Origin of the sequence: Shewanella sp. 10B (assembly GCF_023475885.1) — a bacterium.
GTDB classification, from domain to species: Bacteria; Pseudomonadota; Gammaproteobacteria; order Enterobacterales; family Shewanellaceae; genus Shewanella; species Shewanella mangrovisoli.
The window spans coordinates 995,315-1,015,104 of the sequence record NZ_JAMDJO010000002.1 but is presented as its reverse complement, the minus strand read 5'-3'; the positions used below and the strand labels follow the sequence as shown (position 1 = coordinate 1,015,104).

At 49.6% G+C, this 19,790-nt stretch carries 14 protein-coding genes; 8 read left to right on the top strand and 6 right to left on the bottom strand.

Going from position 1 to position 19,790, the window contains the following annotated elements:
- The first annotated feature begins 216 nt into the window (after positions 1-216).
- Positions 217-2,814, top strand: a complete 2,598-nt coding sequence (acnB, locus tag M0415_RS11985; protein ID WP_249553390.1) for a bifunctional aconitate hydratase 2/2-methylisocitrate dehydratase — start codon at positions 217-219, stop codon at positions 2,812-2,814.
- A gap of 174 nt (positions 2,815-2,988) precedes the next feature.
- Here acnB and rsd read toward each other — a convergent pair whose 3' ends face one another.
- Positions 2,989-3,474 (bottom strand): sigma D regulator, encoded by a 486-nt coding sequence (gene rsd, locus M0415_RS11980; protein ID WP_086017236.1) that lies wholly within the window; start codon positions 3,472-3,474, stop codon positions 2,989-2,991.
- 459 nt (positions 3,475-3,933) lie between these two features.
- Between rsd and hemE the strand changes: the two genes are divergently transcribed.
- The 3 genes from hemE (at position 3,934) to M0415_RS11965 (ending at position 8,825) form a co-directional block, all read left to right on the top strand.
- Positions 3,934-4,998, top strand: a complete 1,065-nt coding sequence (gene hemE, locus M0415_RS11975) for a uroporphyrinogen decarboxylase (protein WP_011621241.1) — start codon at positions 3,934-3,936, stop codon at positions 4,996-4,998.
- 377 nt (positions 4,999-5,375) lie between these two features.
- Positions 5,376-7,946 (top strand): putative bifunctional diguanylate cyclase/phosphodiesterase, encoded by a 2,571-nt coding sequence (locus tag M0415_RS11970; RefSeq protein ID WP_249553392.1) that lies wholly within the window; start codon positions 5,376-5,378, stop codon positions 7,944-7,946.
- A gap of 75 nt (positions 7,947-8,021) precedes the next feature.
- Positions 8,022-8,825 (top strand): SDR family oxidoreductase, encoded by an 804-nt coding sequence (locus tag M0415_RS11965; protein ID WP_249553394.1) that lies wholly within the window; start codon positions 8,022-8,024, stop codon positions 8,823-8,825.
- Between the two features lie 3 nt (positions 8,826-8,828).
- Here M0415_RS11965 and M0415_RS11960 read toward each other — a convergent pair whose 3' ends face one another.
- The 4 genes from M0415_RS11960 to purH form a co-directional block, all read right to left on the bottom strand.
- On the bottom strand, positions 8,829-9,053 hold the full coding sequence (locus M0415_RS11960; RefSeq protein ID WP_088211897.1) for a hypothetical protein: 225 nt from the start codon (positions 9,051-9,053) through the stop codon (positions 8,829-8,831).
- Positions 9,054-9,211: 158 nt separating this feature from the next.
- On the bottom strand, positions 9,212-12,430 hold the full coding sequence (locus M0415_RS11955) for an ImpA family metalloprotease (RefSeq protein WP_249553396.1): 3,219 nt from the start codon (positions 12,428-12,430) through the stop codon (positions 9,212-9,214).
- A 181-nt stretch (positions 12,431-12,611) separates the two neighbouring features.
- Positions 12,612-13,910, bottom strand: coding sequence for a phosphoribosylamine--glycine ligase (gene purD, locus M0415_RS11950; protein ID WP_249553398.1), 1,299 nt, complete (start codon positions 13,908-13,910; stop codon positions 12,612-12,614).
- A 105-nt stretch (positions 13,911-14,015) separates the two neighbouring features.
- A complete protein-coding gene (gene purH / locus M0415_RS11945; RefSeq protein WP_249553400.1) occupies positions 14,016-15,614 on the bottom strand; it encodes a bifunctional phosphoribosylaminoimidazolecarboxamide formyltransferase/IMP cyclohydrolase in 1,599 nt (532 codons plus the stop codon).
- A gap of 336 nt (positions 15,615-15,950) precedes the next feature.
- Between purH and zntR the strand changes: the two genes are divergently transcribed.
- A complete protein-coding gene (gene zntR / locus M0415_RS11940; RefSeq protein ID WP_011621248.1) occupies positions 15,951-16,424 on the top strand; it encodes a Zn(2+)-responsive transcriptional regulator in 474 nt (157 codons plus the stop codon).
- A 2-nt stretch (positions 16,425-16,426) separates the two neighbouring features.
- A complete protein-coding gene (locus tag M0415_RS11935) occupies positions 16,427-17,902 on the top strand; it encodes an SO_0444 family Cu/Zn efflux transporter (RefSeq protein ID WP_249553402.1) in 1,476 nt (491 codons plus the stop codon).
- A gap of 106 nt (positions 17,903-18,008) precedes the next feature.
- Here the strand turns inward: M0415_RS11935 and M0415_RS11930 are convergent, their stop codons facing one another.
- Positions 18,009-18,896 carry a prohibitin family protein gene (locus M0415_RS11930; RefSeq protein WP_086903802.1) on the bottom strand — a complete coding sequence of 296 codons (888 nt, stop codon included), beginning with the start codon at positions 18,894-18,896 and terminating at the stop codon, positions 18,009-18,011.
- Positions 18,897-19,235: 339 nt separating this feature from the next.
- Here M0415_RS11930 and M0415_RS11925 point away from each other — a divergent pair, with 339 nt between their 5' ends.
- Positions 19,236-19,490: a hypothetical protein gene (locus M0415_RS11925; protein WP_249553404.1), complete on the top strand. Its 255-nt coding sequence runs from the start codon at positions 19,236-19,238 to the stop codon at positions 19,488-19,490.
- A gap of 3 nt (positions 19,491-19,493) precedes the next feature.
- Positions 19,494-19,784 carry a hypothetical protein gene (locus M0415_RS11920; RefSeq protein WP_089068612.1) on the top strand — a complete coding sequence of 97 codons (291 nt, stop codon included), beginning with the start codon at positions 19,494-19,496 and terminating at the stop codon, positions 19,782-19,784.
- The last annotated feature ends 6 nt before the right edge of the window (positions 19,785-19,790 follow it).

Genomic DNA, 19,790 nt, shown 5'->3' with positions numbered 1-19,790 from the left:
TCTAATTTCCCTTGTTTTATTCTTGCCGTAAGTTGAGCTGCACCTCCGGATTTAGCCCTTATTTCGTCTTTCGCCGAGTGTGACCTGATTCATACTTTTGCAAAGCTGTAGTATACTGCTGGCCGGAAATACGGGTCGATCATGTCGGACTGTCAGCTTCAATTGAGAAGACGTGCAGTTTCGTTGTTAGAGCGCCAAACAAAGAGGAATGTTGCCGTGCTAGAAGCATATCGTAAACACGTCGCAGAACGTGCTGCAGAGGGCGTAGTCCCTAAGCCATTAGATGCACATCAAGTGGCTGAACTGGTTAAATTGGTTCAAAATCCCCCCGCTGGTGAAGAAGCCGTTATTCTTGACCTGCTAGAAAATCGAATTCCCCCAGGTGTTGACGAAGCTGCTTACGTAAAAGCCGCTTTCTTAGATGCGGTTGCTAAAGGCACTGCAACTTCACCCATCCTGTCTGCCGAACGTGCGACTGAGTTATTAGGCACTATGCAAGGTGGCTATAACATCGAGCCGCTGATCGCTCAGTTAGATAACCCTGCTCTGGCGCCTTTAGCCGCTAAAGCCTTATCTCACACGCTACTGATGTTTGATTCTTTCCACGATGTGGTTGAGAAAATGGAAGCGGGTAATGCCTATGCTAAACAAGTCGTTGAAGCTTGGGCAAATGCAGACTGGTACTTAAGCCGTCCAAAATTAGCGGACAAAGTGACCCTGACCGTATTCAAAGTCTCAGGTGAAACCAACACCGACGACCTGTCACCAGCACCCGATGCTTGGTCACGTCCAGATATCCCATTGCACGCTTTAGCTATGCTGAAAAACGCGCGTGATGGTATCGAGCCAGATGTACCTGGCAGCGTAGGTCCAATCAAGAAATTAGAAGAACTGAAAACCCAAGGTTTCCCATTAGTTTACGTGGGCGACGTTGTGGGTACAGGTTCATCACGTAAGTCTGCGACTAACTCAGTACTGTGGTTCATGGGCGATGATATCCCATTCGTACCTAACAAACGTGCTGGTGGTTTCTGCTTAGGTGGCAAAATTGCACCGATTTTCTTCAACACTATGGAAGATGCGGGCGCACTGCCAATCGAACTTGACGTTAGCAAAATGGAAATGGGCGATGTGATCGACATTTACCCATACGCTGGCCAAGTGAAGCGTCATGGCTCAGACGAAGTGATTTCTGAGTTCAGCCTGAAAACCGACGTACTGTTAGACGAAGTGCGTGCGGGTGGTCGTATTCCATTGATCATCGGTCGTGGTTTAACTGACAAAGCGCGCGCAGTGTTAGGTTTACCAGCCTCTGACGTATTCGTACGTCCTCAAGACATCGCTGACTCTGGCAAAGGTTACACTTTAGCGCAGAAGATGGTCGGTAAGGCCTGCGGTGTTGCTGGCGTGCGTCCAGGCCAATACTGTGAGCCTAAGATGACCTCTGTGGGTTCTCAGGACACTACCGGCCCTATGACCCGTGACGAGCTGAAAGACTTAGCCTGTTTAGGTTTCAGTGCTGACCTGACTATGCAGTCATTCTGCCACACTGCCGCTTATCCAAAACCAGTAGACGTTAACACTCACCACACTCTGCCAGACTTCATCATGAACCGTGGCGGTGTGTCTCTGCGTCCAGGTGACGGTGTTATCCACTCTTGGTTAAACCGTATGTTATTACCAGACACAGTCGGTACTGGTGGTGACTCACATACGCGTTTCCCAATCGGTATTTCATTCCCAGCGGGTTCTGGTTTAGTTGCTTTCGCAGCGGCGACCGGTGTGATGCCTCTGGACATGCCAGAATCAGTATTAGTGCGCTTCAAGGGCAAGATGCAACCTGGCATCACCCTACGTGATCTAGTACACGCGATTCCATTAAAAGCCATTGAAATGGGTCTGCTGACCGTTGAGAAGAAAGGTAAGATCAACATCTTCTCTGGTCGCGTACTGGAAATCGAAGGCTTAGAAACCCTGAAAGTAGAACAGGCTTTCGAACTGTCTGACGCTTCTGCAGAACGCTCTGCAGCAGGTTGTACTATCAAGTTAGACAAAGAGCCAATCATCGAGTACCTGAACTCGAACATCACTATGCTGAAGTGGATGATCGCCGAAGGTTACGGTGATCGTCGTACTATCGAACGTCGTATCAAAGGCATGGAAGAGTGGTTAGCGAATCCTGAGCTGATGAGCGCCGATAAGGATGCTGAGTACGCTGCTGTGATCGAAATCGATCTGAACGAGATCAAAGAGCCAATCCTGTGTGCGCCTAACGATCCGGACGATGCAGTATTACTGTCTTCTGTTGCGCAAACGCAAATCGACGAAGTATTCGTTGGCTCTTGTATGACTAACATCGGTCACTTCCGTGCGACCGGTAAGATGTTAGACAAGTTCGCTAAGACGCTGCCAACTCGTCTGTGGATTGCTCCACCGACTAAGATGGATAAAGACCAGCTGACCGAAGAAGGTTACTACGGTATTTTCGGTCGCGTTGGTGCGCGTATCGAGATCCCAGGCTGTTCACTGTGTATGGGTAACCAAGCACGTGTGGCCGAAGGTGCAACTGTAGTATCAACTTCTACCCGTAACTTCCCGAACCGTTTAGGTACAGGCGCTAACGTTTACTTAGCCTCTGCGGAGTTAGCGGCAGTTGCAGCCCTGTTAGGTCGTCTGCCAACGGTTGAAGAATACCAAGAATACGCGAAAGAGTTAGATGCAACAGCAGCTGACACTTACCGTTACTTGAACTTCGATCAAATCGATTCTTACACTAAGAAAGCATCACAAGTGATCTTTCAATCAGCTGTATAATTGATTGATATGACAATAAAAAAGCCAGCGAAAGCTGGCTTTTTTGTTTGTGGATTTTATTGCTAAGTGCTTGGTTAAGAGGTGAATGCCAATCTCAAACATTTATCAAGGATGGCGACTTGCCCCAAGCGACGAGTCATCATGCGACTCGCGGCGCATAACGGTTAGCACTAATTAGGCTTGTTGGGCGTGCTCTGAATACTGGTTATGTAACACTTCGAGTAATTTATCTTCTAATTCGAAACGGGTTTCCATAGTGTGGGCCAGTTCGGAAAGATCCTTATCGAGCTGGTATAACACTTGGTCATCCTGAGCTTCGGCGTACTTATCATTAAAATCTAACGCCGCATTGGTGGTCGGGGTGATCTTTGGCAGTACTTGCTGGGCTAAGGTTTTGCTCGAGGCGCCAAACTTTTCACAGGCATTGACCACTTGGTCATAGACTTCGAAATGGCCTTCGGAGACGTAATCGACTAATAAATCACAAAAGGATTTTACATGGTCGAAGGAAGGAAGGGATTTTTCGGCTTTCCCATAGGGAGGAAGGCCCGCTATCTGGCAGTAATGCACCAAGAGTTTACGACGATTTTCTAGCCATTGATCTATAAGCTTATTTGAACCGCCCCACTTTTGTTCTGCTTTTTCGAGTTCTCTCAGCATGATGCATTCCATTTAAGTGCCAGGACATGACTCTAATGTAGGGGAGAAATAGCTCTTGGATCAACCCTTTTTGTTGGGATTTGCGAGAATTGGCAGATGGACAAACCAGCTGTTTTGTATAAAAAAATGCGGAAATAAAAAGCCCAACGATAGAAACCTATCGTTGGGCGAGTAATGTATATAGCAGGCTCGATGCGACGAGCTTCTTGATTGTTCTTGCTAGCGCAAACTTTTTATACCAAAGGCAGGAAACCAGCGCAACTTTTTTCTGTCTTAGTGTGACTTTGGGTTCGATTAATAAACAGTATGTTATCTGGCTAGCATTTTGACGATAAGTGCTTAAATGGACAGCAATGATGGGGATTAGCTCACATAAATTAGCTCATATTGGTTACATTATTCGCGTAAATGCTAAACTACCGACCCAGCGGATCTCAATAAGTCTAGGAATCAAGCCAAATGGCAGAATTAAAGAATGATCGTTATTTACGCGCCCTACTAAAACAGCCTGTTGATATGACTCCAGTGTGGATGATGCGTCAAGCAGGTCGTTATCTTCCTGAATACAAAGCGACTCGCGCTCAAGCGGGTGACTTCATGTCTTTATGCAAAAACCATGAATTGGCCTGTGAAGTAACGCTACAACCGCTGCGTCGTTACGAGCTGGATGCAGCGATTCTGTTTTCCGATATTCTGACTGTTCCCGATGCGATGGGTTTAGGTCTGTATTTTGAGGCGGGCGAAGGCCCACGTTTTGAGCGCCCAACAGACACTATCGATGCCATTAAAAAATTAGCCGTTCCCGATCCAGAAGATGATCTGGGTTATGTGATGAAAGCGGTTAGCACTATTCGCCGTGAACTGAATGGCCAAGTGCCATTGATTGGTTTCTCTGGTTCTCCTTGGACACTCGCGACTTACATGGTTGAAGGTGGCTCGAGCAAAACCTTCGAAAAAATTAAGAAGATGGCCTACGCAGAGCCAGCGGCGCTGCATATGTTACTCGACAAGTTAGCCGATTCAGTGACTCTGTACCTGAATGCGCAGGTTGCTAACGGCGCGCAATCGCTGATGATTTTCGACTCATGGGGCGGCGCGTTATCGCACACGGCTTACCGTGAATTCTCACTGCGTTATATGCAGAAGATTGTCGATGGCCTGACTCGCTTTGCCGATGGTCGCCAAGTGCCTGTGACCTTATTCACTAAGGGCGGTGGCTTATGGTTAGAAGCCATGGCTGAAACGGGCTGTGACGCCTTAGGGTTAGACTGGACTGTCGATATTGCCGACGCCCGTCGCCGTGTTGGTCACAAAGTGGCACTGCAAGGCAACATGGATCCATCTATGCTGTACGCGCCAATTCCACGTATTGAAGAAGAAGTGGCTCAAATTCTGGCGGGCTACGGTGAAGGTACAGGCCATGTGTTTAACTTAGGCCATGGTATTCACCAGCACGTTGACCCTGAGCATGCGGGTGCCTTTATCAAGGCGGTTCATGCTCAATCTAAGCAGTACCATAAGTAAGCGATACTGAAGAAGAAACGGACCCTAGGGTCCGTTTTTTATTGCTGTGTTTCCTTCGCTGAGCTGGATTGATTAAGCGCGAAATACACTGCCTGATAACGCGCAGCTCAATCAAAACAATATGGGAAACAAAGTATTTACAAACGGATTTAGAACATAGGATCTTGATTAACATCTAACTTTTAGAAACTTATTTATCGAATAGCTGTGCTAAATCAAAGGTGTTTTAAACAATTAAATGCATGCTATTGCTTACTTTAGCAACGGATAAAGCAAAGTGATATTTAATCCTATTTGCAAATAAGCTATGTTGCATGGCGCTATAAGGGACTATGTAAAGCCGTTAATCAATTTAATTACGAAAGCCGTGGTAGAAGATGCGCATAGGCAACAAAATATTGGTATTTATTGCGGGGTTTTGTCTGCCTGCAGTTGTGCTTGTGTCCTATTGCCTCGGTTATTGGTTCGACCATAGGGTCGAGCAGTTGCGCCAAGACAATGTGCAGCATGAGCTGACCAATGTTCAACAACAGTTTCATATCGATCTCGACCGCTTAAGTTTCCTGACTAATATCTACGCTTCGCCTCTGTCTCGGGTCGATGGCGATCTGCTAGAGTCAATCGAATCATCATGGCGTGAGAGTGCCATATCCGCCAATTTGCATTGGTTTATTCTGCAAGGCGGACAACTGCACAGTGTCCTCGCCAATACCTCTAGCATTGCCTTGCCAACACAACAGGAAATAGCCCGCGCGGTACTTGCCGCCGATAAACCTCTGCTTGCAGGAGCTTATCTTGCTGGGGATGTTGGGCTTGTTGTTACCGCTGTTGCGGTCGCCCCCGAAGAATACGTGCTCTTGGTGCGCCAGTTATCGGCACAAGACTTATTAGAATATGCCCAAGTGCCATTAGTCACTCAGGTGCAAATGAGCAGCAGCAATCTGGCAACGGCAAAGGATTATGTCGGATTTGTTCAAATCCCGAGTTTACTGAATAACACTCCCTTGTATCTGCAGGTGCAGTTTTCAACTGAACCTTTCCAAGAGGTCAAGCTCGACCTCGATTGGGTTTCGGTGGGGATTATTCTACTCGGCGTGTTGATTGTAGCGCTGGGTTACATTTGGCTGCGCGCAGGCCTATTAAAGCCTTTTAAGAGCATGATGAAGCAGTTGGCATTGGTCGACCCTACGGCTAGCGTGTATCGCCCTGTGAGCGGCGAAGGCAACGCCGAGTTAGAAGTGTTGGCCAGCCGAGTGAACAGCTTACTTGCCCGCATTTATCAGCAGAAAGAACGTGGTAAGACGACTCTGGAGTCGATTGCCGAGGCGGTGCTCCTGACCGATATCGATGCCAAAGTGATCTACATGAATCCCAAGGCCGAGTCCTTACTCGATGTCGCTAGTTGTTACGCCGTGGGTCAGAGCCTAGCGTCGTTATTAAAAGCGGGGGAGCAGTTAAATCAAGCCGTATTCCACTGTATGCGCTTAGGTGAGACCACGCCGCAAGTCGCCAAGATCAAGCTTTTAACCGCCACGCCACGGATTATTGAGCGCAGCATCAGTAATGTGTTGAATCATGATAAAGAAATTACTGGTACTGTGGTGCTGCTGCGGGATATCACCCAAGAAGAATTGCTTAAACGCCAGTTGCAAAAACGCGCGAATTTCGATGGCATTACTGGCTTATTGAATCGCCAAGCCTTTGAAGAGCAGTTACCGCAGTTTGCCAGTCAGGCTAAGCGCATCGCGGTATGTTATCTGGATTTAGAACAGTTTAAGTTGATTAACGATAGTTGTGGGCATACAGCCGGTGACCGCATGTTGGCCTTAGTTGCACGAGCGATTCAATCTTGTCTCGGGCCGCAGACCTTGTTAGCCCGCCTCGGGGGTGATGAATTTGGCTTAGTGATCTGCGATAGCACCGCTTTATCTGTGGCGCAGCAGTTAAAACAGATCATTGCTCAGGTTTCGCTGCAGGTGTTGCACGATAAAAACTGCAATTATAAGGTCGGCTTGAGTATCGGGGTTGCCTTTGGCCGTGCGCCTTATATCAATGCTTTGGAGCTGCTCAAGGATGCGGATATTGCCTGTATCGCCGCCAAAGCTAAGGGCACAAACCAAATCCATTTTTACGATGATAAGGATAAAGAGCTGACTTATCAGCGTAACGCGCCTAAATGGGCGGTACGTATCGCGCAAGCGATTGAGGAAAACGAACAGCTGCTCTACTACCAACCGATCCGCGGTTTAGGGGCGAGTTCCAAACGGCAACGGATGGAGATCCTGCTGAGGATCCAAGAGCCCTGCGGTCGTATTTTAGCGCCAGCGCAGTTTATTGCGGCAGCGGAGCGCTTTAAATTAATGCCTGAAATCGATAAAGAGGTGATACGTAAGGCCTTCTTATGGCTGTCGTTAAATCCACAGTTGTGGCCAGATCACTGTATTTCAATCAACCTTTCTGGCAATAGCCTAGGCGCCGAAGGCATGGTGGAATACATAGCTCAGCAGCAACATATTTTCGATATTCCGAGCCAATGTGTCTGCTTTGAAATCACCGAAACTACGGCGATTCAAAACCGCCAGCGCGGCATGGAGATGTTAAGGCAGCTGCGTAAACTCGGGTTTTCCTTCGCATTGGATGATTTTGGCAGTGGCTTTGCATCCTACGGTTATCTGCGTGAACTGCCGGTGGATTATGTCAAAATCGACGGCTGCTTCGTGAAGAACCTCGCGGTCAATGCCAAGGATTACGCTATCGTTAAATCTATTCAGGACGTATGCCGAGTGATAGGGATTGAAACGGTTGCCGAGTTTGTCGAAAACCAAGAGATTATCGATAGATTACAAGTGATTGGTATTAACTACGCTCAAGGCTATGCAATCGGACGACCGCAACCTTTGGCCAGTTATTGCCAGCAGTTTGATATGCAGGCGGCACAACGCGCCTAGGGGATTGCGCTTTTAAGATGATTATGCCAATTTACCTCGGAGCATAATTAACACATTGGTAACAAGGGAATAGTTATGGATGGACTGAGGGGGAAAGTAGTCATTATTACGGGCGCTTCAGAAGGTATTGGCCGCGCGCTGGCGATCGCTATGGCACGGGTGGGTTGCCAACTGGTGCTCAGTGCCCGCAATGAAACACGTTTAGCCTCCCTTGCCCTCGAAATCGCGAACTATGGTCCGACTCCATTTGTGTTTGCCGCCGATGTCAGTAGCGCCTCCCAATGTGAAGCCTTAATTCAAGCCACTATTGCCCATTATGGTCGCCTCGATATTCTCGTGAATAACGCGGGCATGACCATGTGGTCACGTTTCGATGAGCTCAATCAGTTGTCTGTGCTCGAAGATATCATGCGAGTCAACTATTTAGGTCCTGCGTATTTAACTCACGCCGCTTTACCCTATTTAAAGTCGAGCCAAGGTCAGGTGGTGGTGGTCGCTTCTGTGGCAGGGTTAACGGGCGTGCCGACACGTAGTGGCTATGCCGCCTCTAAACACGCGGTTATCGGCTTTTTTGATTCACTGCGGATTGAACTTGCTGATGATAATGTCGCCGTGACTGTGATTTGTCCCGATTTTGTCGTGTCGCAAATTCATAAGCGTGCCCTCGACGGCGAGGGTAAGCCCCTCGGTAAATCCCCGATGCAGGAAGCCAAAATTATCACCGCCGAGCAATGCGCGAACATGATGCTCCCTGTGATCGCTACCCGAGGTCGGCAGCTTATTACGTCGCTACGTGGCCGACTCGGGCGCTGGCTAAAGCTGATTGCACCGGGTTTAATCGATAAAATCGCCCGTAAGGCGATTGCGTCGGGCCATTGACGCTTATTTGCCGCGGTTGAGGTGCTTCACTATGGCTTGCTCGGCCTCACTTTGGGTCGCCTTATCGCCATCGGCCTGAATATGGGCGGTGGCTTTGTGACCAGTCAGATCCTCTGCGATATGTAGCCAGTCGGGATGCCAATAAAAATTCTGTCCCGATAGCGTCTGCCAATTGTGCACGCCAGACTTTTCCCCTTGATAAATAATGTCTTTGATCGAATATCCCATAAATACCCCCTGATATTTTTTGTTGGGTCTAGATAGTGCGCCCGCCAAAGGGGGACTTGTGTGCGTTAGCTCACGCTTTAGGGCAAAAATAAACCCCGCATAGGCGAGGTTTATTGGTGATTGGGCTTAGGTGTCAGGCTCTCGACATCTATTACCTATTAAGGTTTAGCACATTGGCTAGGTGAGCCTGTGCCCTTCCACAATGTGCTGCCATCGCTAAGTGACAGAGGGATAAAGTTTAAACCTTGGCTCATATTTGCTGGCGGTAAATCGGTTTCAAGCTCATACATGCCCATAGGCACCTTACCTTGGCTGGCGTTTGCCATCACCTGCGCCGCGGCGAGGCTTGAGTAACGCAGGCCCAACACATCAAAATGGCTGCGCCAATCTTTGCCTGTGAGCTTACTCAGTGATACCAGCATAAAGTCATTGCCTGGAATATCTCTCACCGTTTTGCCGCCGTAAACGCTATGACCTTCGTATGGGAAGAGTTCAAAGCCCAGTTTGCTGCGGTTAGCCTCCCAGTCGCTGGCATTATTGGCGTATTTGCCAAAGATGCGGCTGTGCTGGTACAGCAGGGTGAAGATATTGAAGCCATTGCTTAAGCTGGTGCCGTCGCTGAGTGTCATGCCATGGGCTTTTAGCGCCATTTGGATGTAAAACGCCATGCGATAGCCGTTGTGTACCGCGTAGGCATTGTTGGCCCAAGGGGCGGTGTATCTGTCTTCGCCCGCATCGAGCACTTTGCAGTTAGCACCGAAGACCACGCGTTTGCCACTGGTATCCGTGGTGCCAGCGGCATCGGACATAAACACATAGAAGAGATCTTTGTGATTCATATGACCATCGGTGATGGTGTTGGTATTACCATCACGCAAATAATGGGTTTTCCATAGCACCACATAGGGGAAGATATTGTTGGAGTTTTCCCCCGCGCGGCTGCCATAGCCTGTCCAATTGTCGCTATTGGCGGCAGTGGCATATTGCACATTGAGGCGGTTGGTTTGCAGATTGTGGCCGAGTTCGTGGTTATCTCCCCAACCCGTGGGTGAAATATTCCAAGCCGCATCCCATGGATTACCACTACAACCTGAGCCACAGTGGGCGTTTTGGTCATAGTTAGCGTGTTGGATGATGCTGCGGGTATGCAAACTGGCATCGGTGCAATCGGCGCCAAACAGTGCCTGACAGCTGGTAAGCACATCCGCAGGTAGAGACTCACTTAAGCTCTTACCTTGGATTTTCAGCCCAGCGAGTGTATACACGCTGTTGATATGATCCTCGACAATGCTCTTAAGCAACGCATTGACATCCGGGATCTTACCGCCAATCGCATTCATAAAACGGTCGCGGCGCAAATGTTGCTCGGCGCCATCGGTACGAAGATCCACATGGGGCAACTCAGTATTTTGGATCTTATCGTTAAAGGCCGTTATTTCCGCGGGATTGGAAAAATCCATAATGCTGGGGTGCTTAGCCACATTTTTGGCTTGCACATCGACACTAAGCGCTCCTTCGCCACCACTGATATAGAGGTAAATGGGGCCGCCATAGGGGGTTGAAAACTCAATACTTTGCCCTTTGGTGAGCTTGAGGCGTTGCTGGGCAAGTTCCAATGGCGCGCGATAAACCTTTTGTTCATAGGCACGGTTAGTATTACGTCTATGATAATTCAGCTTAATTTCGACATTCGCGTTTGTGCTATCTAAGCGGCTGAGGGTGATGGTCTGTCCGGGTAAGGCGTACCAGCCCGTGGTTGTCCACTGGCCGGAGTAAGGCACTGTGATGCTTTTACGTTCCGTCACTGTGGCAGGATAAGCGTAATGGGCATTGCTGTCCTTGCTTAGATTGGCCCTGGCGGTAACATACTCACCTAAGTCAGCTTGGGCGAGGTTGTGGGCGCGGGCGTAGCTGACAGTCCAATCTGCAAACAGGGCCTGTTGCCACTGGGCGGATTCGGTGTAGGCGATGGGGTAATCGATTTCACTGCGATACTTGTCGGCGAGCAGTAACCCCGCTTTCATCAAGCTGAAATTAGGGCTGTTAAAAGCATCTATATCATTGTTATCTAAGGTTTCGGCATTGCTGCGATACCAATCCGCGCCCGCCTTAAAGGCCTCGACAAAGGCGCTACTGTTGCAGCTTAAATAGTTACCGCTGCAGTCATTGAGGACTTGCGTGTCGAAGCGTTGTTCCCGCAGATTGGCAAGTAGTTTTTCTACATCTGTTAGTGCTTTATCTTCCGCCAGAATAGTGCTCACACTCAGATTATCGGCGTTGAGTTTGGACCAATAGTTTCCCGCGGTAGAGAGCCCCATCTCAAGATATAGTGGCGAGAGCATAGGGCTTTGATTACGCCAGTAGTTTGAAACTAGCAGCGGAATTCCCGCGGCCTTGGCTTTAGCTATGGCCGCTTGAATGCCCGCGTATCCTAGGCCATCTCGATCAATATCGCTGATAACGATTAAATCGGGTTTTAAGGTATCGATACAGCTGGCAAGGGCGCTGTAATCACAGCTATTGGCGGCATTGATGCTGTGAGCATCGGGGTAGTACTTGCTTAGCCAAGTGCGGATCCCTTCGTTATGGGGGAAATACCAGCTGTCGGCACGGCTCGGCATTTGTGCCGTGACTATGCTAAGGGCATCCTGCTGATCGCCGCCTTTGGTTAGCCAACCGATGAGGTTTTTCAGCAGCTTATCGCTCTGATCCGAATTATTAACCGCAAACAGGTTGCCACCCATGGCGGCATAACGCTGGCCCTGTTGTTCGCCCGCCATCACTAAACCGCGTACGGCGCTGGCGCCACTGCCATCCACATTGGATGGCAGTAAGGTAAAAGTGTTTTCCGGCATAAAGCTCGAAAAGGTGATGGAATCGTGGGTCGGATGCCAACTGATGCTGTTACCCACACCTTGATAAAGTTCGGTGATTTGCGCCTTGCGGGCAGCATCTACTTTGGCAAGTTCGGCTGTGCTGAAATCAATCAGCTCATGGGCGCTGGCAAGGGTATGGTCTTGATGGCGAATGGCATTTTCAGCATTGCTGATAAAGCTTGGGGTGATAGCACAATCGGCACTCATAGCCGTCGTGGTGTAGGTCAGTTCTGTTAGCGTACCGCCACAGCCGCTAATGCTATCCAGCACAAAACCGTTATCGGCTTGAACACTAAAGCTGGCACTTTTACCTGCATCGACTTTTTGACTGGTGGGAGCGAGTTTGCCACCTAAGACCGAACTTGTACTCGCCATATATTGAGTCACCGCTGGAGGTTGGACTGGCGGCTCTGTCGGTGGTGTGCTACCCGTGTCCTCTGAGCCTCCGCCACAACCCGCGAGTATTAAGGCGATGGTGGCAGAAATGAGTCTAATCTCCATGGAGAGTCCTTAGCATTTGTAGGTAATTAACATTTGCGTAGCATTGTATAGGAATAATCTGGGTAAAAGTAGATGTATATTGATTAAATTCCATATAAATCATTATCTTAAAATTGACGCTCGTCAATTTTAAGGCATAAAAAAACCGGCTAACAGCCGGTTTTTTTGAATGATTTAGCCTTTAGCCCTGTTGTTCACGGGCAATGGCGCGATAGCCGATATCGGTACGGAAATACACATCATCCCAGTGGATTTCATCAACCAGCAGATAAGCGGCTTTTTGTGCTTCGGTCACTGTGTGTCCTAAGGCTGTCGCACATAACACGCGGCCGCCGTTGGTGACCACATGGCCGTCTTTCATCTCAGTACCTGCGTGGAAGACCTTGGCATCGTGATTACCTAGGCTTAAACCCTGGATCACATCGCCTTTGCGGTAATCGTCTGGGTAACCGCCAGCGGCTAATACAACACCGACTGCGGCGCGAGCATCGTACTCGGCGGTGACTTTATCTAACTCGCCACGGGTGGCGGCTAAACACAGCTCAACCAGATCAGACTTTAAGCGCATCATAATAGGTTGGGTTTCTGGATCGCCAAAGCGGCAGTTGTATTCCAGTACTTTGGCGCTGCCGTCTGGTGCGATCATCAGGCCTGCATACAGGAAGCCAGTGTACACATTGCCTTCGGCGGCCATGCCATCCACCGTTGGGCGAATAACATTGGCGATTGTCCAATCGTGTACGCTTTGGGTGACCACGGGTGCTGGTGAGTAAGCGCCCATGCCGCCAGTGTTTGGACCGTGATCGGCGTTATCGCGGGCTTTATGGTCTTGGCTGGTTGCCATCGCGAGGATATTTTTACCATCGACCATAACGATAAAGCTGGCTTCTTCGCCTTTTAAGAATTCTTCGATAACCACGCGAGAACCGGCATCGCCAAACTTGTTGCCTGCGAGCATATCTTCGATGGCGGCATCGGCTTCAGCTTGATCTTGCGCGATGATCACGCCTTTACCTGCGGCTAAACCGTCGGCCTTGATTACGACTGGGTAACCTGTCTTGCCCGTTAGTTCACGCACGAAGGCTTTAGCGTCTTGGATTTCGGTACAGTTTTTATAACCCGCCGTTGGGATATTGTGGCGTGCTAAGAAGTCCTTAGTGAACGCCTTAGAGCCTTCTAACTGTGCTGCCGCTTTGGTTGGGCCGAAAATGGGTAGACCCGCAGCGTTAAAGGCATCGACCACGCCTAATACCAGCGGCGCTTCTGGGCCAACGATGGTGAGTTCGATCTGATTGGTTTGAGCAAAATCGAGCAGGGCAGGAATGTCCGTCGCGCTGATGTTGAGGTTTTCTAACTTCGGCTCGAGGGCTGTGCCCGCGTTACCCGGTGCAACATAAACCAGCTCTACCTGTGGGGATTGTGCCGCTTTCCAAGCTAGGGCATGTTCGCGGCCGCCGCCACCAATAACTAATACTTTCATGTTAAGTCATCCCTTTGAGTTTTAAATTCTTGTGGTTAGATTTTTAGCGCTACAGAGTGCGATAAACGAAACAGCCAGCACATGGCGTGCTGGCTGTAGGTGGCATTAGTGACGGAAGTGGCGCATGCCCGTCATTACCATGGCCATGCCGTGCTCGTCGGCAGCAGCGATGATTTCAGCATCGCGCATTGAGCCACCAGGCTGGATGATGCAGCTGATGCCCGCCGCCGCTGCGGCATCGATACCGTCGCGGAATGGGAAGAAGGCATCGGACGCCATCACAGAGTTAACCACTTCTAAGCCTTCATCGGCAGCCTTGATACCAGCAATCTTAGCGCTGTAGACGCGGCTCATTTGGCCGGCGCCGACACCGATGGTCATACCGTCTTTAGCGTAAACAATGGCGTTAGATTTAACGAACTTAGCCACTTTCCAGCAGAACATTAAGTCCTTCAGCTCGCTCTCGGTCGGTTGACGCTTAGTCACGACTTTAATGTCATCTAAGCCAACCATGCCTTGGTCGCGGTCTTGCACCAGCAGACCACCGTTTACGCGCTTATAGTCTAAGGTCTTGGTCTTAGTATCCCATTGACCGCACTCTAACAGACGCACGTTGGTTTTCTTGGCCACTACATCGCGGGCAGCTTGGCTCACGACTGGGGCAATAATCACTTCAACGAATTGACGCTCAACGATAGCGCTAGCGGTTGCTGCATCTAACTCGCCGTTGAAGGCGATAATGCCGCCAAAGGCTGACGTTGGGTCAGTTTGATAGGCGCGGTTATAGGCATCGAGTAAGTCTTTACCCAGTGCAACACCACATGGGTTAGCGTGTTTAACGATAACGCAAGCGGGTTCGCTGAACTCTTTTACGCACTCTAGGGCGGCATCGGTATCGGCGATGTTGTTGTAAGACAGTGCTTTACCTTGCAGTTGAACTGCCGTTGCGACTGAGGCTTCGTCGATCTTAGTGTCAACATAGAAGGCTGCAGTTTGGTGGCTGTTTTCACCGTAACGCAGATCTTGCTTCTTCACTAATTGAGTGTTGAAGGTGCGTGGGAACTTAGAGTCTTCGAAGCACTCATCAGTGCTATGCGCAGGAACCATAGTGCCGAAATAATTGGCGATCATGCCATCGTAACCGGCAGTGTGTTCGAAGGCGGTAATCGCTAAATCGAAACGGGTCGCGTGAGTCGTGCTGCCATTGTTGGCGGCCATTTCGGCTAATACGCGGTTATAGTCGGCCGCATTTACCACGATAGTCACGTCTTTATGGTTTTTCGCCGCAGCGCGCACCATAGTCGGGCCACCGATGTCGATGTTTTCAATCGCATCTTCTAAGGTGCAACCGGCTTTGGCAACGGTATCGGCAAAGGGGTAGAGGTTAACCGCAACCAGATCGATTGCATTGATGTTGTTGGCAGCCATGACATTTTCATCAAGACCGCGACGCGCCAAAATGCCGCCATGCACTTTAGGGTGCAGGGTTTTAACGCGACCATCCATGATCTCAGGGTGTCCTGTATAGTCAGATACTTCGATAACAGGCACGCCGTTATCCGCTAACAAGCGAGCGGTGCCGCCCGTTGACAGCAGTTCAACGCCTTGGGCGTGTAATGCTTTGGCGAATTCGAGAATTCCGGTTTTATCTGAAACGCTTAACAGCGCGCGACGAATGGGTCTGGCATTATTTGCAACAGTCATTTGGGTACAGGGTCCAGTTATTTTAGTTTCAAGGATCTTTCGGAAAACAGAACAACTTCCATCGGATTCTGCTTTCCAAAAGCCCCTTGGTCCTACTTATATTTTTTGTCCCAGCGTCAGGCGCGCGTATTCTACCGTAAAACTGGATTTACGGGTGTTTTTTCTGCGCGATTTCACAATATTGATATCAGAACAAAGTGCCGTGTTTTTGACTGAGGGATAAATTTAAAAATAGCCCTTGACCTTGGAGTAGGCTCTAAGGTTTATACTCGCACCATGATGTTGATTGTCAGCTTAGGTTGGCATGAGGCAAGCTAAGCTACAAAGGATAGAACTATGTACCGCATTGGTGAGTTAGCCGATTTATGCGAAGTGAAAGCCGATACCCTCAGATTTTATGAGAAACACGGCCTGCTTTCGCCTTCGAGCCGCACCGACTCTGGCTATCGGGTCTATACCGATGCCGATGCCGCACGGCTGCGTTTTATTCTGCGGGCGAAGGCGGTGGGTTTTAGCTTGAGTGAAATTAGCGAGCTGCTTTCTATCGAGTTGGATAAATCCAATTGGGCCTGTGCCGATGTGAAGGGCATGGTCGACGTCAAGTTGGCTCAGGTGCAGACTAAGATTGCCGAGTTGCTGCATTTTCAAACCAGTTTGCAAAAACTGTCGGATGCCTGCTGCGGCGGGCCGCGTAGCGCCGAACATTGCTCGATTTTAGAGGCGCTGGAGTCGAGCACAGAGCGAGTGCGTGTGGAGCACGACCATGGCCAAACTCCAGATGCGACAACCCTAGATAAGTCAGGGAATTAACTATGTTATTGAAGAATTTTATCGATCTGTTTTTAGATTCCGCCCCTTGGCTGTTGCTCGGCTTGATTCTGGCGGGCCTACTCAAAGTGTTTGTGCCCATGGCTTGGATGCAAAAGCAGCTCGGCGGGCATGGCTTTAAAACCGTGGTGAAGGCGGCGTTGTTAGGCGCGCCATTACCTCTGTGTTCCTGCGGGGTGATCCCCGCGGCCGTTGGGCTGCGCCGCTCTGGCGCATCGAAAGCGGCAACGACTTCCTTTTTAGTTTCCACCCCTGAAACTGGAGTCGACTCTGTAACGGTTTCTTACGTTTTGCTCGGCCCTTTTATGGCGATAGTACGGCCGATTGCGGCGATCACCAGCGCTATTGTTGCGGGCCTTTTAGTCGGGCGAGATGATGACGATGGCAAACCTGCGGCTAAGGCCGAGGCTCAGTCAGACAAGGCATTCGCTAGCACTGCGCCTGTCGCTTCATGTTGTGCTTCAAAATCCCCGTCGGCGGAGAAAGTGGTCAAAACCGAAGCGGTAAAAAGCTGCTGCGCATCGACTAAGACGCCCGCAATCACGCCGGTTAAGTCTTCCTGCTGCGGCAGTGAAAACGCGAAAGCGTCAGCAACCGAGCCCAAAATCAAAATGACGCCGATGGCGGCGCCAAGTCTAATGGCAACTGGCGGCCCAAGCATGGGCGCTGTCGGTATGGTTAATGTGGCTAAAGTTAGTGCGGTTAAGATTGAAAATGCTGGTTCATGCTGTGGCACTCAAACTGCCGCGCCTGAAAAAATAGTTGTAGTGAAAAAGGGTGCTTGTTGTGGTAGCTCAAGCGCGAAAACGGCTGACAGCCATCAAGTCGAAGGCGAGAGCTGCTGCGCATCAACACAGGATATGGCGACCGAGCTTAAGTCTGAGTCTGTGATTGCACGTGTAGGCATAGGGCTTAAATATGCGGCAACGGATCTGGTGCGTGACACCACACTTTGGTTGCTGGTGGGCTTATTCTTCGCGGCCATAGTACAAACCTATGTTCCAGCAGACTTTTTAGCTAAGTGGGGCGATGGATTGCTGGCCATGTTGGTGATGGTGCTAGTGTCTGTGCCTATGTATATCTGCGCTACAGCTTCGACGCCGATTGCCGCCGGCTTGCTACTGGCGGGTGTCTCCCCCGGCGCCGTGCTGGTGTTTATGATGGCAGGTCCTGCAACCAATATCGCGACTTTAGGCGTGGTGACTAAGGAGCTGGGTAAGCGCGCGCTCTATGGCTATCTTGGTGGTGTCTTGGGTGTTGCCTTAGTCGCTGGCGCTTTGGTGAACTATCTGGTCGCTAACTTTGGTTTTGAGGTGATGCCACAGATTGGTGAGCAACATCAAATGTTGCCCGAGTGGCTAGTTGCTACCTCAGGCATAGTGCTCGCACTGCTGATGGCGAAAGTGGTATTTGAAAAGATCCCAAGAAGTTGGCTGCGCCGTAGCGACTGCTGCTCATAGTGCTAACGCTAACTAAAAATCCCCAGCAATGACTGGGGATTTTTTATTGTGACACTTCAATGGTTCCGCTCACGCGGCAGAGCGACGCCTGATGCTCAGTCGTTTATTAGTTCGACTTTTTAGCATCGATAAAGGGCAGAGTGCCCGTTGGTAGCACTGTGGTGGGCAGCTTACCATCCCACTTCTCGGCCTTGGTCAGTTCGACGAGGTTTTGATTTTGTGCCAGTGCCTCTGCGCGGCTCTTAATGGCAGACGCCTCTGCATCCCCTTTGATCCTAATACTTTCGGCCTCAGCCTTAGCGCGGGCGAGTTGTGAGTCGGCTTCCGCCTGCGCTTGGGTCACGGCGATTTGTGCGCTGACTCTTTCTTTTTCGAGGTTTTGCAGTTGGGTTTGTACCTCAACTTCGGCGCGCATTCTGTCTTCTACAGACTTTTCATAGGCATTGGAAAAGTCGATATTTTCAATCTGTACAGAGGTGATTTCGATGGGGCCTTTGACCGAGTTAGTGATGGCGCTGGTGACATCGATACCGAATTTGATCCGCTCCTGCACGACCGAAATCGCAGTGTATTTACCAAAAATGTTCTCAACTTGCGTTGGCACTTGGCGGTCGAGCAGACGAGCCACCATGGCATCGATACTCTTAAAGTTGGCATAGACTTCTTCGACACGATCCGGCGGCACGTTGAAGGTGACTGAAGCATTGAGGGTCGCGGGTTGTTGATCGCGGCTGTAGGCTTGCAATGAGCTGTAGCTGGTAGTGTGGGTTTGGGTTGAGATTTTCACTACTGTATCGAACAGTGGCATTTTAAATCCGAGCCCTGGCTCGGCGGTGCCGATGATCTTACCGTTGCGTAGAATCACTCCGCGCTCACCTTGGTCGACCGTGTACCAACTGCCAAAGAGTGAAATAAAGAGGATCAGTAAAATCACCAGGGGGATGATTTTAGAGAGGCCAATAGAGCTTGGCAGGTTAAGTTCAGTTTTTATCATGTCGCTTCCTTTGCTGATATGTTGCGATGGCGAATTTATTGGGGCGGAATACGGTTTAGTTTTAATCACTTGGTGTTACATTTTGCAGCAAAATGTATCTTAATGGTTAACATGAGGCAACAAGACTGCATTGGACTTGTCGATGTGTGACCCAGATGTCATTGCTTATCCTTACAGTGTAAATGTTATTGCGAACTATTCTCACCAAAGTTAGAGTCCCGAAATTAACTCAATTTTCTATCATTTCGCCCGTTATTGCTTTGTGGGTATCAGGCGAAAAGGCGATAGATTTCAGTGAGTTTAATTGTGCTAACACTTTGTCGTGAGAGGATAAATCCCGTGTTGCAACTTATCTTTTTGTTGTCGACGCTGACGGCTTGCCTGTTGTGTTATCTGACCAATAAGCAGCAAAAACGATTAGCTCGCCCTTTGCCTAAGCGGCCTTGGCGGTTACTCGCCTATGGGCTTGCCCTCGCCAGCTTGATTGGTTGGCTGAGTCTGTTCACCTTCAGTGCCGCAATGTTTCTCTGGATAGCCCTGTTGATGTTGCTCTCGGGCTTAGTGCCTTTTATCTCTCTTATCGGTCGGAAATAAGCCATGGCGCGTATAGCTGAACAGGACAAGTTACAACCCGACTGGTGGACTAAGTCACTGGCAGGGTTAGTGTTAGGTTTTACCTTAGCCCTAGGGCTAGTGGGATTATTTGCCTGGTTTGGTCCGGGCGGAATAGATGCCGATACTAAGGTGCAGGTCAATATGTGGTTGATCGCGCCCATTTGGTTATCTGTCTTAAGTTTGAGTTTTCTCTTTAAAACAGGACTCAGGGCCATTGGCTATTTAGGCCTGCTTAACATTTTGACTTATATAGTTTTATATACCTTTAGGTGATAAGGG

Bases quoted from the DNA above. Each gene is read 5' to 3' on its own strand.
- rsd (WP_086017236.1), bottom strand. From the start codon at position 3,474: ATGCTGAGAGAACTCGAAAAAGCAGAACAAAAGTGGGGCGGTTCAAAT.
- hemE (WP_011621241.1), top strand. From the start codon at position 3,934: ATGGCAGAATTAAAGAATGATCGTTATTTACGCGCCCTACTAAAACAG.
- M0415_RS11970 (WP_249553392.1), top strand. From the start codon at position 5,376: ATGCGCATAGGCAACAAAATATTGGTATTTATTGCGGGGTTTTGTCTG.
- M0415_RS11965 (WP_249553394.1), top strand. From the start codon at position 8,022: ATGGATGGACTGAGGGGGAAAGTAGTCATTATTACGGGCGCTTCAGAA.
- M0415_RS11960 (WP_088211897.1), bottom strand. From the start codon at position 9,053: ATGGGATATTCGATCAAAGACATTATTTATCAAGGGGAAAAGTCTGGC.
- M0415_RS11955 (WP_249553396.1), bottom strand. From the start codon at position 12,430: ATGGAGATTAGACTCATTTCTGCCACCATCGCCTTAATACTCGCGGGT.
- purD (WP_249553398.1), bottom strand. From the start codon at position 13,910: ATGAAAGTATTAGTTATTGGTGGCGGCGGCCGCGAACATGCCCTAGCT.
- purH (WP_249553400.1), bottom strand. From the start codon at position 15,614: ATGACTGTTGCAAATAATGCCAGACCCATTCGTCGCGCGCTGTTAAGC.
- zntR (WP_011621248.1), top strand. From the start codon at position 15,951: ATGTACCGCATTGGTGAGTTAGCCGATTTATGCGAAGTGAAAGCCGAT.
- M0415_RS11935 (WP_249553402.1), top strand. From the start codon at position 16,427: ATGTTATTGAAGAATTTTATCGATCTGTTTTTAGATTCCGCCCCTTGG.
- M0415_RS11930 (WP_086903802.1), bottom strand. From the start codon at position 18,896: ATGATAAAAACTGAACTTAACCTGCCAAGCTCTATTGGCCTCTCTAAA.
- M0415_RS11920 (WP_089068612.1), top strand. From the start codon at position 19,494: ATGGCGCGTATAGCTGAACAGGACAAGTTACAACCCGACTGGTGGACT.